At 41.4% G+C, this 16,061-nt stretch carries 10 protein-coding genes; 5 read left to right on the forward strand and 5 right to left on the reverse strand.

Annotation, left to right across the window (positions count from 1 at the left end; translation table 11 throughout):
• Positions 1-54: 54 nt before the first annotated feature.
• Both gltB and ACZ5L8_RS01800 read left to right on the forward strand, forming a co-directional pair.
• Positions 55-4,566, forward strand: a complete 4,512-nt coding sequence (gene gltB / locus ACZ5L8_RS01795; RefSeq protein WP_464439301.1) for a glutamate synthase large subunit — start codon at positions 55-57, stop codon at positions 4,564-4,566.
• 3 nt (positions 4,567-4,569) lie between these two features.
• Complete coding sequence (locus tag ACZ5L8_RS01800; protein ID WP_464439302.1) at positions 4,570-6,036, forward strand: glutamate synthase subunit beta; 1,467 nt, start codon at positions 4,570-4,572, stop codon at positions 6,034-6,036.
• 242 nt (positions 6,037-6,278) lie between these two features.
• Here ACZ5L8_RS01800 and dnaN read toward each other — a convergent pair whose 3' ends face one another.
• The 4 genes from dnaN to ACZ5L8_RS01820 form a co-directional block, all read right to left on the reverse strand.
• Positions 6,279-7,397 carry a DNA polymerase III subunit beta gene (dnaN, locus tag ACZ5L8_RS01805; protein WP_464439303.1) on the reverse strand — a complete coding sequence of 373 codons (1,119 nt, stop codon included), beginning with the start codon at positions 7,395-7,397 and terminating at the stop codon, positions 6,279-6,281.
• A gap of 144 nt (positions 7,398-7,541) precedes the next feature.
• Entirely contained in the window at positions 7,542-9,218 is a 1,677-nt protein-coding gene (gene gldG, locus ACZ5L8_RS01810; protein WP_464439305.1) for a gliding motility-associated ABC transporter substrate-binding protein GldG, read from the reverse strand.
• Positions 9,215-9,931: a gliding motility-associated ABC transporter permease subunit GldF gene (gene gldF / locus ACZ5L8_RS01815; RefSeq protein WP_464439307.1), complete on the reverse strand. Its 717-nt coding sequence runs from the start codon at positions 9,929-9,931 to the stop codon at positions 9,215-9,217. Before gldF ends, gldG begins: the two co-directional genes overlap by 4 nt.
• A gap of 51 nt (positions 9,932-9,982) precedes the next feature.
• Positions 9,983-10,831 carry an SAM hydrolase/SAM-dependent halogenase family protein gene (locus tag ACZ5L8_RS01820; RefSeq protein WP_464439308.1) on the reverse strand — a complete coding sequence of 283 codons (849 nt, stop codon included), beginning with the start codon at positions 10,829-10,831 and terminating at the stop codon, positions 9,983-9,985.
• A 110-nt stretch (positions 10,832-10,941) separates the two neighbouring features.
• Here ACZ5L8_RS01820 and ACZ5L8_RS01825 point away from each other — a divergent pair, with 110 nt between their 5' ends.
• From ACZ5L8_RS01825 to ACZ5L8_RS01835, 3 genes are read left to right on the forward strand one after another with little or no spacing between them, the layout of a single operon-like run.
• A complete protein-coding gene (locus ACZ5L8_RS01825) occupies positions 10,942-11,895 on the forward strand; it encodes a PhoH family protein (RefSeq protein ID WP_464439309.1) in 954 nt (317 codons plus the stop codon).
• A 22-nt stretch (positions 11,896-11,917) separates the two neighbouring features.
• Positions 11,918-12,865 (forward strand): phosphoribosylaminoimidazolesuccinocarboxamide synthase, encoded by a 948-nt coding sequence (locus ACZ5L8_RS01830; protein ID WP_464440900.1) that lies wholly within the window; start codon positions 11,918-11,920, stop codon positions 12,863-12,865.
• 15 nt (positions 12,866-12,880) lie between these two features.
• The gene (locus tag ACZ5L8_RS01835; RefSeq protein ID WP_464439311.1) at positions 12,881-14,248 is read left to right on the forward strand and encodes an alanine/glycine:cation symporter family protein; all 1,368 of its coding nucleotides are present in this window, start codon (positions 12,881-12,883) and stop codon (positions 14,246-14,248) included.
• Positions 14,249-14,302: 54 nt separating this feature from the next.
• Here ACZ5L8_RS01835 and ACZ5L8_RS01840 read toward each other — a convergent pair whose 3' ends face one another.
• A complete protein-coding gene (locus ACZ5L8_RS01840; RefSeq protein WP_464439312.1) occupies positions 14,303-16,060 on the reverse strand; it encodes a RagB/SusD family nutrient uptake outer membrane protein in 1,758 nt (585 codons plus the stop codon).
• Between the last annotated feature and the right edge of the window lies 1 nt (position 16,061).

Consider the following 16,061-nt stretch of genomic DNA (forward strand, 5'->3'; position numbering starts at 1 on the left):
TGAATATCAATATTAAATAGCTTTGATAGTGAAGGCTACTAAAAATTAGAATTTATGAAACCAAAACAAGGATTATACTCTCCAGAATTTGAACATGAGAATTGCGGGGCGGGCTTTATATGTAGCTTAGAAGGAAAAAAATCTAATGACATAATTCATAAGGCTCTTGAAATTCTGGATAAACTAGAACATAGAGGGGCTGTTAGTTCTGATGGAAAAACAGGGGATGGTGCAGGTATCCTTATAGATATACCACACGAGTTCTTTCAAGATCGTTGTGATTTTGAACTTCCAGAAGCGCGTCAATATGCTATGGGTAATGTCTTTTTACCTAAAAAGGAAAATCAAAGACAATACTGTAAGGATGTCTTTGAAAAACAGATAAAAGATAAAGGTCTTAAACTTCTAGGTTGGAGAAAAGTTCCTGTAGATCATGGTTACCTGGGGGCGATCGCAGCAGATACAGAGCCGCATATAGAGCAAATATTTATAGGTAAGGCTGATGCTGATATGGATGATCAGCTTTTTCAGATCAAACTATTTACTGCTCGCAAGATCGCAGAACATACTATAGGAGAGAGTAAACTATCTGAGCGTTATAAATTCTATCTTCCTAGTCTTTCAACAAAGACAGTGATATTTAAAGGACTGTTGATGCCAGAGGATATTAAATTCTACTATGTAGATCTTCTGGATCCAGAACTTACTACACGTCTTGCGCTTGTGCATCAGCGTTTCTCAACAAACACATTCCCTACTTGGGATCTTGCGCAACCGTTTAGATATATGTGTCATAATGGTGAGATTAACACTTTGCGTGGAAATATCTCTCGTATGAACGCAAGAGAAGAATTATTGAATAGTGATCTTTTTGGCGAAGACCTAAAAGAACTATTCCCTATTATAATAAAAGGTAAGTCTGATTCTGCTTCTATGGATATGGTTGTAGAATTATTGCTTATGTCTGGCCGCTCTTTACCAGAGATCATGATGATGCTTGTGCCAGAAGCTTGGGAAAAGCATGCAACTATGAGTGCTGAGAAAAAGGCATTCTATGAATTTAATAGTTGTGTAATGGAGCCTTGGGATGGTCCTGCATCTATTCCTTTTACAGATGGAGATTACATCGGTGCGGTATTAGACCGTAACGGTTTGCGCCCATCTCGATATTCGGTTACAAAGACGGGTTATGTGATCATGTCTTCGGAAACTGGAGTTCTTGAACTTGAGCCAGAGAATATTGCTTTCCACGGGCGTCTTGAGCCAGGTAAGATGTTCCTCGTGAATATGAAGGAAGGTCGTATCGTGAATGATGAAGAGATCAAGAATTTAATCGTTTCGCAGCAGCCATATCAAAAATGGCTAGATGAGAATCGTGTACACTTACGTGAAATCCCTTACCGTGATGTAGATGTGAGTTTTGATTCTGCTCCTATACAGCAGCGTCTTAACGCGTATGGTTACACACAAGAAGATATAAATACTATTATTCTGCCAATGGCAGGAAAAGCCAAAGAGCCTATAGGCTCAATGGGTGCAGATATGCCACTAGCTGTATTGTCTGATAGACCGCAGTTGCTTTATAATTATTTCAAGCAATTGTTTGCGCAGGTAACAAACCCACCGCTTGATGGTATTCGTGAAGAGTTAATTACAGACCTTAGTCTTACACTAGGTTCTGATGTTAACTTGATGAACATCACACCAGATTATGCACGTAAGATAAGAATTCAGAATCCTGTGATCTCTAAGGAAGATTTAGATAAGATCAAGAATTTTGACGACATCAACTTTAAGGCGACTAGCATCCCAATTCTATATGAGGCAAAACGTGGTCTTAATGGTTTAGAGCAAGCGCTTGATAAAATGATCGCTGATGCTTCTGCTGCTATTGATAATGGTACAAAGATCCTAATACTTTCAGATCGTGGTGTAAATGATGAGATGGCGCCAATTCCTGCGCTTCTTGCTTGTTCATACCTTAATAGTGGACTTTTTGCTTTAGGCAAGCGTTCTAAAATGAGTTTTATCATTGAGTCTGCAGAACCTCGTGAAGTACATCATTTTGCTTTATTGTTTGGTTATGGCGCTAGTGCGATCAATCCATACTTAGTAAACGAGATTCTAGAACAGCAGGTTAACGAAGGTAATCTAGGCGATATCACTTTCGTGGAAGCGGTAAAAAATTACAACAAAGCCATAGGTAAAGGTGTTGTGAAGGTGATGAATAAAATCGGTATCTCAACGCTTAACTCATACAGAGGTTCGCAAATATTTGAGGCATTAGGTCTTAATTCTAAGCTTATCGTGAAATATTTCCCTAATACTCCTAGCCGTATTGAAGGTATAGGTCTTTATGAAATAGAGCGTGAAGTTTCTCGCCGTCATGATAAGGCTTTTGATAAGCAACAGATCGCGGGTAACCTAGATCTAGAAATGGGTGGAGAATATCGCTGGCGCCGAAATGGTGAGCGTCATATGTTCAACCCTTTGACGATTGCAAAACTGCAAGAGTCTGTGCGTCGCAACAATCCAACTACATATAAAGAATACGCTGAACTTGTAAATGAACAGTCTAAAAAGCTGATGACCATTCGTGGTTTATTTGAGTTCAGTAATTATGATCCTATCCCGATCGAAGAAGTTGAACCATGGACAGAGATCGTGAAACGTTTTAAAACGGGAGCGATGTCTTATGGGTCAATAAGTAAAGAAGCGCATGAGAATCTAGCTGTTGCTATGAACCGTATAGGCGGTAAAAGTAACAGTGGAGAAGGAGGTGAAGATGCAGAGCGTTTTTACAAAAGTCCTAATGGAGACTGGAAGAACAGCGCGATTAAGCAGGTTGCTTCTGGGCGTTTTGGTGTAACAAGTAACTACTTGACCAGTGCTCAAGAGATCCAGATCAAGATGGCGCAAGGTGCGAAGCCTGGAGAAGGTGGTCAACTTCCTGGAGAGAAGGTGAACAAATTTATCGCTAAGACCAGAAAAAGTACGCCTTACGTAGGTTTGATCTCACCACCACCACACCACGATATTTATTCTATTGAAGATTTAGCGCAGTTGATCTATGATCTTAAATCGGCTAACCGTCAAGCAAGAATAAATGTGAAGCTTGTTTCAGAAGTAGGTGTGGGTACTGTTGCTGCTGGTGTGGCTAAAGCCAAAGCAGATGTGATCTTGATCTCTGGATATGATGGAGGTACAGGTGCATCACCGCTTACATCGCTGCGTCACGCAGGTTTACCTTGGGAACTTGGTATTGCTGAAGCACAACAAACACTTGTATTGAATGACCTTAGAAGTAGAATACGTCTAGAGTGTGATGGTCAGTTAAAAACCGGTCGTGATGTTGCTATCGCTTGTTTGCTTGGCGCGGAAGAGTTTGGTTTTGCTACTGCACCGCTAGTGGCATCAGGTTGTATCATGATGCGTGTTTGTCACTTAAATACTTGCCCTGTGGGAATTGCAACGCAAAACCCAGAACTGCGCAAGAAGTTTAAAGGAAAGCCAGAGCATGTAGTAAACTATATGTACTTCATCGCAGAAGAATTGCGTGAGATCATGGCAAAACTTGGTTTCCGTACGGTAGAAGAGATGGTAGGGCAAGTTCAAAAGCTAGATAGAAATAAAGCAATTGAGCACTTTAAATCTCAAGGAATAGATCTTACTCCTATTCTGCATACTATTGATAAGCCAGCTGGTGTTGATATTTACAATACTCAAGAGCAAAATCACGGTCTGCATAACTCATTAGATTTTGAGATCGTAGAACTTGCACATACAGCACTTTTCCGTAAAGAGAAAACAGTACTTGATATGGAGATCCACAACACAGATCGTGCAGTGGGAGCTATATTGAGTAACGAGATCTCTAAGATCTACGGCGAACAAGGCCTGCCAGAAAATACTTTAAAAGTGAACTTTAAAGGTTCGGCTGGGCAGAGTTTTGGTGCATTTGCTACTAAAGGTCTTACGCTTAAAATAGATGGTAACTCAAATGATTATGTGGGTAAAGGACTTTCTGGAGCGCGTATCATCGTTAAACTCCCAGAAAAGTCAACGCTTAAAGCAGATGAAAATATCATCATCGGTAACGTGGCGCTTTATGGAGCTACTAGTGGTGAAGCATATTTTAATGGTATTGCTGGTGAGCGTTTCTGTGTGAGAAATAGTGGAGCAACAGCTGTTGTAGAAGGTATTGGCGATCATGGTTGCGAATACATGACAGGTGGTGTTGCAGTAGTACTTGGCAGAACAGGTAGAAACTTTGGTGCTGGTATGAGTGGCGGTATTGCTTATGTTTTTGATGAAAATCAAGAATTTAAACAAAACTGTAACGGTGAGGCGCTAAACCTTGATCCAGTGACAGAGCAAGAAGATGTTGATCAATTAAAAGAGTTGATCACAAATCATTATAACTATACTCAAAGTCAGAAGGCACAAAACATCCTAGAGAACTGGGAAACAATGTTGCCAAAATTCATCAAAGTATTGCCAGAAGAATACCGTCAGGCATTGATAAGACTAGAGGAAGAAGAAAAATTAACTGATTTAACCGAATAACAAATGGGAAAACCAACAGGATTTTTAGAATACGAAAGAAAGACGGAACCCTACCAGCCGGTTGAAGAACGAATTAAGGAATATAAAGAGTTTACGGTTCCCTTAAAAAAGGAAGAATTAAAAGATCAAGGTGCGCGCTGTATGGATTGCGGAATTCCGTTTTGCCATAGCGGTTGCCCACTGGGTAACTTAATTCCAGATTTTAATGACGCGGTTTATCGCGGTAAATGGGAAAAGGCAGCATCTATTTTACATGGTACTAACAACTTCCCAGAGTTTACAGGAAGATTGTGCCCAGCGCCTTGTGAAGAAGCTTGTGTGCTTGGTATCAACGAGCCGCCCGTAACTATTGAGAATATAGAGAAGAATATTGCTGAGGTCGCTTTTGAAAAAGGTTGGATCAAAGCAAATCCACCAGCAGAGCGCACCGGTAAAAAAATTGCCGTTGTAGGTTCTGGTCCTGCGGGACTTGCTACTGCTCAGCAGTTAAATCGTGCAGGTCACGATGTAACAGTGTATGAGCGTGATGAAAAACCAGGTGGACTTCTACGTTATGGTATTCCAGATTTTAAAATGGAGAAATCTGTGATAGACCGCAGACTTACCATTCTAGAGGAAGAAGGGATCAAGTTTGTTACAAATACTGCAATAGGTAAAGATATCCCGGCAGACAAGTTAAAAGCAGATTTTGATGCTGTTGTATTGTGCGGTGGCGCTACTGTGAGAAGACCGCTTCCTATTCCGGGAGCTGATCTTAAAGGTGTGCATCAAGCGATGGATTTTCTTCCACAAAACAACCGCCGTGTAGATGGTATTAGCTATAAGGGCGAAGATATTTTGGCTACAGCCAAAAAAGTAATCGTCATAGGTGGTGGTGATACAGGAAGTGACTGTATAGGTACATCTATTCGCCAAGGCGCTGAAAGTGTTCAGAACTTTGAGATCATGAGCAAAGGCACAACAGATAGACCAGAAAACCAACCTTGGCCATACTGGCCTATGCGTTTAAGAACGAGTACATCGCATAAGGAAGGTGCAGACCGTCACTTTGCAATTACTACAAAAGAATTTGTGGGTGATGAGAATGGTAACCTTAAAGGTTTAAAAACCGCTGAAGTAGAGTGGACGCACAAACCAGGAGAGCGACCACAACTTAAGGAAATCCCAGGAACCGAAAAAGAATGGGAGTGTGATCTTGTGTTACTTGCTTTAGGTTTTACCGGTAGTGAGCCTACGATTGCAGAACAATTAGGACTACAGATGGATGCCCGTACTAATTTTAAGGCAACCAATGAAAATTATATGAGCAATGTGCCAGGCGTTTTTGTCTCGGGCGACCAGCGTAGAGGGCAATCTCTTATTGTATGGGCGATCAGCGAAGGCCGTCAAGCGGCTCACCATGTAGATGCATATCTCATGGGTAAGAGTAATCTTCCACTCAAAGGAGACGGCGATCTCCCAAGGGTGTAATTTTAGTTTGAATTAGGGGTGAAACCCACTGGCTTCGGCTGGTGGGTTTTTTTTTATTCCGAATGAGTGAAAGAGAGTGAAGCAAACTCCTTGTTAGGCTAAAATTGATTCAACATCTATATTGACAATAAAAATTGAAAAGACTCTGAATCCAGTTCAGAGTGACGCAAAACAATAAACCCCACTCAAAGAGCAGGGTTTAAAAATAATTTCAATAAAAATAACAATAGGGATTGTTGCTCCTAGTTATTAAGCATTACTGGCATTACAAGCATAGTAACATTTTCTCCTTCATCTACACCATCTACCGGAGTTAAGATACCTGCGCGGTTAGGTAAAGACATCTCAAGAGAAACATCATTTGCATTAAGGTTGTTAAGCATTTCTATCAAGAAACGGCTGTTAAACCCTATTTGCATATCGTCACCTTGGTAGTCGCAAGTAAGACGTTCTTCTGCTTTGTTGCTGTAATCTATATCTTCTGCAGAGATGTTAAGCTCTGCTCCAGCGATCTTTAAACGTATCTGATGCGTAGTCTTGTTTGAGAAGATCGAAACTCTTCGCACAGAATTTAAAAATTGATTGCGATCAATTATCAATTTGTTAGGGTTCTCTTTTGGGATTACTGCCTCATAGTTTGGATACTTACCGTCAATAAGGCGGCAGATCATCTCTACGTTATCAAAAGTGAACTTCGCGTTGCTCTCGTTATACTCAACATTAATGTCGCTGTCGCTGCTCGCAAGAATACCCTTAAGTTGGTTAAGAGGTTTCTTTGGCATGATAAACTCTGCCGTTTGCGTAGCGGTAACATCGCTGCGGTTATATTTTACCAGTTTGTGAGCATCAGTAGCCACAAAGGTTAAACCGTCTGTAGTAAATTGAAAGAAAACACCACTCATCACAGGACGAAGGTCATCGTTACCTGTAGCAAAAATTGTGTTGCTGATCGCAGTTGCCAGGATCTCTGCAGGGATGGTTACCGTGCTAGGATCGTCAAGCTCTACTGCGTTAGGAAATTCGTCTCCTGGCGAGTAAGCAAGCGCATATTTACCATGGCTGCTGCTAATTTCTATTGTGCTGTTATCTTCTACCACAAAAGTAAGCGGTTGCTCTGGGAAGGTTTTAAGCGTGTCAAGAAGCAGGCGTGCAGGCACTGCGATACTTCCTTCATCTTCACTTTCCACATCTAGTGTGGCGATCATTGTAGTTTCAAGGTCTGACGCCGAAACTTTAAGAGAGTTTCCGTCAAGTTCAAACAAAAAATTGTCAAGAATAGGAAGTGTATTACTATTATTGATCACACCACCCAATACTTGTAATTGCTTTAAAAGGTAGGAACTCGATACGATAAATTTCATAGGATTTGCCTTTTGAAATCTTTGGCTTTAAGCCAAAATTATGCTTTGATTGTTATATTCTAAAATACAGAATTACCGCCGTATGGCAGTGTTACAAATATATCGTAATAGCCGTTTTTCCCGAAACAAACTTATTAACAGAAACTAGTTGTAGCGGCGTTTTCTAAGGAGTATGAAAACGGTTGCGAAAATCGCCAGCAACGCCAGCGGAAGCCCTAACATCAAGGCTTGCCAAGTGCTGCGTTCTTCGATCGCGCGTTGTGGATCTAGTGCAGGCAACGCGATGCCTTTACTTCTAATGTTGATAAGCCCAGAATCGTCTAGCAGGTAGTTCACCGCATTGAGCAAAAACTCCTTGTTGCCGTACTGCGTATAAGTAAATCTATCAAACCCGGTTTCTAGCGGTTGACCGTTTTGCCCCAAGTCATTTTTAATGATATCGCCATCTGCCACAACGATCATTTTAGTGTCTTTTATAGCGCTTTCGCGAAAAGGAATCTCATCCATCCCCTCAGGCCTGATGCGATCTTTGTAAACCGAGGTGAATTTACCTTCTAGCAATACAGATAGAATTTGCGGTCCCTGACCATATTCCTGCGGATTAGGCTCTGCGGTGACCTCTTCTAGCGAAATGACCTTTGGCGTGCCGTCTACTTTGCTTAATTGCGAAGTGTGTAAAAGCACAGTTTTATCAATACCATTATTTAAAGTATCCATCGGGCTTGCATAGCGCAGCCGTATGGGATTGTCAATATTCGTATTGATCGGGTGATTCTCGTCGCTGGTAACTCTGGGGTAATAAAACCATGGCAGCTGACTGTAAGAACTCTCGTTAGCTTCACCTGTAGCAAGCACAATAGGCGCCGCATACAGATCTTCAACCAGCGAAGGATTGATACGCACACCATATTGAAAGAACATATCTCTTAAATTCAACTCGCGCGGAAAAGCCAGTGTCGTGCCCGTTTCGTTATACAAACTGTCAGTTTCCATATTTACAGCATCAAGCAACCAGAGCGATTTACCGCCGTTCATGGTGTATTGATCTAGAGCCAACTTCTGTGCGTCTGTAAAAGGTTTTGTGGGTTTTGCGGCTACGATGAGGTCAAACTTCTGCAGAGCGTTAAGAACCGTTTCTGGCTTTTCTGCAATAGAGTCTAACGGAAAAGGAGCGATAAAGTAACTCTCCCGAAGCGTGGCAAAAAAGTCGGCGATGTAGCCGTCTTGTAATTCGCCATTTCCTTTTAAAACCGCAACGCGTTTGCTTTTAGGATTAAGAACTTTATAAAAACCATCACTAAAGGCATATTCAAGATTTTGAACACTGCGGCTTACTAATTCGTCTGGCGAAGCTCCTAGCGTTTTCTTGAGCAATGGGATTCTTACTGTTTTGTTTTGATAACGTGCCACTGCCCAAGGGAAGAATATCTCTTGCGTGGTTTTACCGTTATCTCTTACCTGCACCTGCTCTGGTCGCATACCGCGCTGCACAAATTCTTGCGCAACACTTTCGGTGGTTTTACCATCTACTACAGGATTTATAAAATTGAAGTTGATATTGTTATTTACCGCTTCATATTCTTCTAGCAACTGCCTGGTCTCTTCCTGCAGTTTGTTGAACTCATCAGGAAAATTGCCGGCTAGAAAAATATCTACCATGAGCGTATTTTTGGCTGCAGCCAAAATCTCCTTAGAGGTATCGCTAAGCGTGTATCGCTGGTCTTGTGTAAGGTCAAAACGGGTGAACGCGAGACCCGCAAGATAATTGATCGCCAAAACCACGATAATGGCAACAATGCTATTTTTTAGAACCTTTTTCATCGCTTTGTAGTGAGTCTTAAGGTTGAAAAATAGAAGAACAATCCCGCCACCGAAATGAAATAGATTAGGTCTCGCGTATCAATAACGCCGCGTGCGATGCTGTCAAAATGTGAACTCATGCTGAGTGCGCCCAGAAATCTTATTCCGGTGAAACCTGCCAAGCCGTCCAAGCCAAAATACAGTAAAAAGCATGTCGCAACACTTAAGATAAATGCGGTGATCTGGTTTGTTGTGAGGCTGCTCATAAAAATGCCTATTGAAGTGTAGGCTGCCGCCAAAAACAATAACCCTAAATAACTGCCTATAAGAATACCGCTGTCTACATTTCCTGGTGGGTTGCCTAATGCTGAAATCGCCCAGATATACAATAAAGTGGGAAGCAGCGCAATAATGATAAGAGCAAAAGCGCCAAGAAATTTACCCATGACTAACTGAAATAGCGTGATAGGTTTTGTGAGAAGCAACTCTAAAGTGCCTTGTTTGATCTCGTCACTAAAACTGCGCATGGTCACTGCAGGAATAAGCAAAAGAAAGATCCACGGTGCTAATTGAAAAAACGGAGTGAGATCTGCGTAGCCATAATCCAGGATATTAAAATCTCCCTGAAAGATCCAAAGGAACAATCCGTTGAGTATAAGAAAAAGTCCAACAACAAGATAGCCTGTGGTAGAGGCAAAAAATGATGTTATTTCTCTTTTAAATATTGGGATCATGCGTCTGAGTAGCTTTTGCTTTAAGCGCTGAAATTATAGATTTAGTATTGTTTAAATGCGATTTTCGTCAAAGAAATTTACAGTAACAGTGTCTAGATAATCTACACCAAAGAGCGTAGAGGCACTTCCTACAGAGCTGGGATTGCTTTTATAAAGGGCCAGTTCTATATATCCTGCCGAGTTGAAAATAGCTAGTTTTTTACCGTCTTCTTCTATGCGTTTGCTTTTTTCGATATTAAAATTGATCGCGTCGCTGTATTTCTTGTAGATCTTGTTAAAGGTTACACGTCGCATTTTAATTTCAAACGGTCTGCCTTTGCCTACATCTTCAAACAGAGTTTTGCTGATGTTTGTAACTACATTACCATAATTATCTACATAGATCACGTTGCCAATGATGGTCTTCTGATCGCTATTTACCACAGGGTGAATGCCTGTTGTCTCTTTAACTTCGGTGATTGGTTTTCCTATAACGCCTAGCGTTCCGCCACGAGCGATATGGCAAGCTACTTTTACAAAAACGTCAAGCACAGTAAAGTTTGTGGTAATACGATCATGAATATTGATCTCTACCATTTCTTCAGGTCTGAAGTTTTTTGTGATCAAAGAAATGATACCGTTGTTTGCGCAGATAAAAAAATGCCCGTCCAGTTTTACAGCAATGTGTTTATTTTCTGGATTTTCTTCACTGTCAATACCTATGATGTGAATGGTTCCTTCGGGGAAATTTTTATACGCATTTTGAATGATGTATGCCGCCTCCATAATATGAAACGGAGAAACACCATGCGAGATATCAACAATATTCACGCTGTCAAGCTCACTGTATATCGCACCCTTGACTGCTCCTGCAAAGTGGTCTTTAAGACCAAAATCGGTAGTTAAGGTAATGATAGGCATAAGCGGGTATTGTTGATATTTTTAAAGAAATTAACGGTTAAAATTAGTTACATTTGTTTAGCACAAAACTAACTATATTTACCTATATCCATACATAAATCCATGCGCTTTTGAACGAACTTAATATTGAACTTTCAGAAATTGCTCCACGTGAATTCTTTGGGCAACGCAATGCAAACATTGAGCTTTTAAAAAGATATTTCCCGAAGCTAAAAATAGTAGCACGAGGTACAAGTATCAAAGCTTACGGAGGAGAAGAAGAACTCGAGGAATTTGATAAGCGACTTACCATGTTGCTTGATCATTTTGCCAAATACAATAAGATAGACGAAAATTCAATAGAGCGCGTGCTTACCAGCGAAAGTAAAGAGGATTATGAAACTTCTTCTAAAAGTGGTGAAGTACTCGTGCATGGCGTAGGAGGAAGGCTCATAAAAGCGCAAACTGCAAACCAGCGTAAATTAGTAGAGCTTGCCGCAAAAAATGATATGGTCTTTGCCATTGGCCCCGCAGGAACTGGTAAAACGTATACCGGTGTTGCCCTTGCGGTAAAAGCCTTAAAAGAAAAGCAAGTTAAGCGCATCATTCTTACAAGACCGGCTGTAGAAGCTGGTGAAAATCTAGGTTTCTTACCGGGTGATCTTAAGGAAAAATTAGACCCTTACATGCAACCGCTTTATGATGCTTTGCGTGATATGATCCCACATGAGAAGCTTGAAACGCTTATTGAGAATGGAACGATTCAAATTGCGCCTATGGCGTTTATGCGTGGTAGAACACTAGATAATGCCTATGTGATTCTTGACGAAGCTCAGAATACCACACATGCGCAGATGAAAATGTTCCTTACGCGTATGGGGCGCAATGCAAAATTCATGATCACAGGAGATCCGGGACAGATTGACCTACCTAGACGTGTGACAAGTGGTCTTAAAGAAGTACTTCTTATTCTTAAAGATGTAAAAGGAGTAGGTATGATATTTTTAGATGATAAAGATGTAATACGTCACCCACTAGTTAAAAAGGTGATCGCCGCATATAAAGAAATTGAAAACAGAAATTGATTCTACACAGTACACAACTGCCATGAATACTATTATTGATACAAATTACAACTTCCCAGGTCAGAAAAATGTTTATAAAGGGAAGGTTCGCGAAGTATATACTTTAGAAGATGATAAACTGGTAATGATCGCAACAGACAGGCTTAGCGCCTTTGATGTGGTTATGCCAAAGGGAATCCCATACAAAGGCCAGATCCTCAATCAGATCGCAACAAAAATGATGAAGGCCACTGAGGATATCGTTCCTAACTGGCTTGAAGCTACACCAGATCCTAATGTGGCGGTGGGCGCGCAATGCGAACCTTTTAAGGTAGAAATGGTAATTCGTGGGTATCTTTCTGGTCATGCTGCTCGTGAGTATAAAGCGGGTAAACGTATGCTTTGTGGCGTGCGCATGGCAGAAGGGATGAAAGAGAATGACAAATTTCCTGAGCCAATTATCACTCCTGCAACTAAAGCAGAAATGGGTGATCATGATGAAGATATCTCTAAAGAAGATATCTTAAAACGTGGTATCGTTTCTAAAGAAGATTATGAAGTTCTTGAAGACTACACTTATAAACTTTTTGAACGCGGTACACAGATCGCAGCAGAGCGTGGTCTTATTTTGGTTGACACCAAATATGAATTCGGGAAGACCGCTGATGGTAAGATCGTTCTCATCGATGAGATCCACACACCAGATAGTTCGCGTTATTTTTATGCAGATGGCTATGCTGAACGCCAAAAGAAAGGCGAGCCGCAAAAACAACTTAGTAAAGAGTTTGTGCGTCAATGGTTAATTAGCAACGGTTTTCAAGGTAAAGAAGGACAACAAGTGCCAGAGATGAGCGACAGCTACATCCAGACCGTTTCAGAAAGATATATTGAATTGTATGAGAATATTACAGGAGAAACTTTCGCGAAAGCAGATCTAAGTGATATTCAAAAACGCATAGAAGATAACGTGCTCGCGTATCTTAAATCTTAAAATTTACTTACTCAGATGGATGCACTCAATGATCTAATTGCGGAGTTTGCATCCGCCATGTGGGGACTGCCGCTATTGATCTTGCTCATAGGCGGCGGACTGTTCCTCATGATCTACTCTAGATTTTTGCCGTTTCGGTATCTGGGTCATGCCGTTAATGTACTTCGCGGTAAATACGACGATCCTAATGATCCTGGTGAAATTTCACATTTTCAGGCATTAACTACCGCGCTTTCTGCCACTGTGGGAATGGGCAATATCGCTGGTGTTGCTGTCGCGATCGCCGTGGGTGGCCCAGGTGCGGTTTTCTGGATGTGGGTGAGCGCAATTGTGGGTATGGCGACCAAATTCTTCACAGGAAGTCTAGCGATCATGTATCGTGGCAAAGACAGTAATGGTGAGCTACAAGGCGGCCCGATGTATTTTATCACTGAAGGTCTGGGCAAAAAATTTAAAATTTTTGCTGTGATCTTTAGCATCGCAGGTCTCGTGGGAGCGCTGCCGGTTTTTAATGTAAATCAACTCACGCAAGCCATTACAGATATTGTTTTAATTCCTAATGGTTTTGAAGCTGGCTTGGGAGCCAAAGTTACTATCGGCTTGATTCTCGTGGTGATCACAAGTGTTGTCATCTTAGGAGGATTAAAGCGCATCAGTAATACAGCGGCAAAATTAGTTCCCGCAATGGTACTTATTTATTTTCTGGCAGTCGCCGGAATTTTAATACTTCACGCAGATAGAATACTTGAATATTTCAATTTGATCTTTGTCAATGCCTTTAATGCAGAAAATTATTCAGGTGATCCATTTTTAGGAGGAGTTCTCGGCGGATTGATCATTCTGGGAGTGCGACGAGGAGCTTTTTCTAACGAAGCTGGCGTGGGTACAGCGCCCATGGCGCATGGTGCAGCAAAGACAGCGATTCCTACTCGTGAAGGTCTTGTTGCAATGCTAGGACCTTTTATAGATACGATTATCGTGTGTACACTTACGGCTCTTGCGATCTTAGTTACAGACGTCTGGAAAACTAGTGATGCAAATGGTGTTAGCCTTACGGCGAAAGCGTTTGCAGATTCATTTCCGGTGTATGGAAAATATATTCTTTTGTTGTGTATTGCCGTGTTTAGTTTAAGTTCATTATTCAGCTATAGTTATTATGGTAGTAAGTGCCTTGCATTTCTTTTTGGCGCAAGCCATAAACATATTTACAACTACTTTTTTATCATAAGTATCATGCTGGGCGCAACAACAGACTTGCGCATGATGATAAACCTAATTGACGGATTTTTTGCAATTATGGCATATCCTACAATGATCTCTACCTTGATGTTGGCTCCGCGAGTAATGCGTGAAGCGAGGATGTACTTTAAGAATTTAGCATAAAAAAAAGCCCGCTAGCAATAGCGGGCTTCCGGGTTCACGATGACTAATCTAATTCTAGTAACCCTGGTTTTGTGTGAACTGTGGTGTCACGTCAATGGTTTCCTGAGGTATAGGAAACACTCTTCTATATGGTTGTGATTGGGGTTTTGCTGTGTATGGTAGATCAAATTTCCCGAAACGGATCATTTGTTTTCTGCGCTTGTACTCCCAGTACATCTCATGACCTAATTCTCTGTAAAGAATCTCTGCATCTATCGCAGGAAGTGCTGTTCCTGGTGCATTGCCATAAAGTGCTTCGCGTGTTCTGCTTGTACGAAGTTTATTGATGTCGTTAAGCGCAAGAGCGTTTTGACCAGATCTTAAATAAGCCTCTGCACGCATAGCATACATGCCGCCTAGTCTGTAAACGGGTACATCAATACCGCTGGCGCCGTTGTTGAATTCGGCATCAAATTCATATTTAAAGATACGCGCACCTTGATTGATCTGGTTTTGAGCAAAAACAGCAACATTAGGATCGTCAAAGCTTAGCTCAGGAGTAAAGTCCATAGGTGTGCCTTCGCTCTTTTCCATAAACAGTTGAAAAACTTCGATGCGACCATCACTTGTCATGATAAAACCACCGTTTCCGTCAAGTTTAGGTCCGTATTGCTGACCATAAAGAATACCGCGGTTAAAGTGAAACCAAAGATCGCCATTTATGGTGCTAGTCGCAGGAACGCTGGTGTCTGTACCATCATTCATAAACCATGTGCCATCGTCGTATTGGTATTTTCGCGTTAAGCGTGGATCATCCATATCATTATCCCACGAGTGAAAAAACTCTGGAGTTGTACAAGTAGCGTTCGTTCCGCGCTCGTTAGGAGTAGGTCTTTGGTTTCTCGCTTGGTTAACATAACCGAGGTCATTGTCACCTTTTTTAAGATCTGTGATCTGCTGGATCACCGCAAAGATCATCTCAGAAGAATTCTCGTTACCACGGCTAAAGTTGTCAAAGTAATTTGCTTCTAAGCTGTACTTTCCAGAATTGATAAGATTAGAAGTGTACTCGATCACTTTTTGCATGTCAGTAGAATTTCCGTCTACAGAAGTCTCATTAAAATCAAAGCTAGAAGAAGCATTGTACTTGTCTTTAAGCGTAGCACGGTTTAAGTACATTTCTGCTAGAAATGCGTAACCAGCTTCACGTGTAAAACGACCTGCAAATGTATTTTGCTCACCAGAAGGCGCAAGTTGCGGTAGCAAAGCTTCAACGTCTGCGATAAGATCATCGATCGCAGTTTCTGCCTTAAGGATCTGCAATTCCTGATTTTCTCCTAGTGGATCTCTGTATGGCGCTTGGCCATAAAGTTCTAACGTTTCATAGGTATAATACGCAAGTAATGCTTTGGCTTCAGCCAAAAATAAAGCCTCATTAGCATCACCGCTACCGTCTATGGTCTGGATCGCTGTGATGGCTCTTACAATACCATTTGTAAGACGGTTAAAATTATCTGTAATGATGGCGTTTGAAGGATTCCATGTAAACTCATGCATAGATCTCCATTTACCACCGTCACCCCAGTCGCTACCACGAGTAGGAAGTAAAGCCTCATCTGTGGTATATTCTTGTAGCGCGATAAACCCGCTGTTGTCTACCATAAGACCGTCTGATAAACGCTCATAGGCTGCCGCCAAAGCTGCGTCTACACTACCAACCTCATCGCCAAGATTTTCGTCTAGCACTACTTCTTCAAGATCTGTACAGTTTACCAAAGTGAACGCCAGAAGAAGTGCCGAAATAAATTCTATTTTAAGATTCTTTAATTTCATG

The organism is Leeuwenhoekiella obamensis (assembly GCF_055391795.1).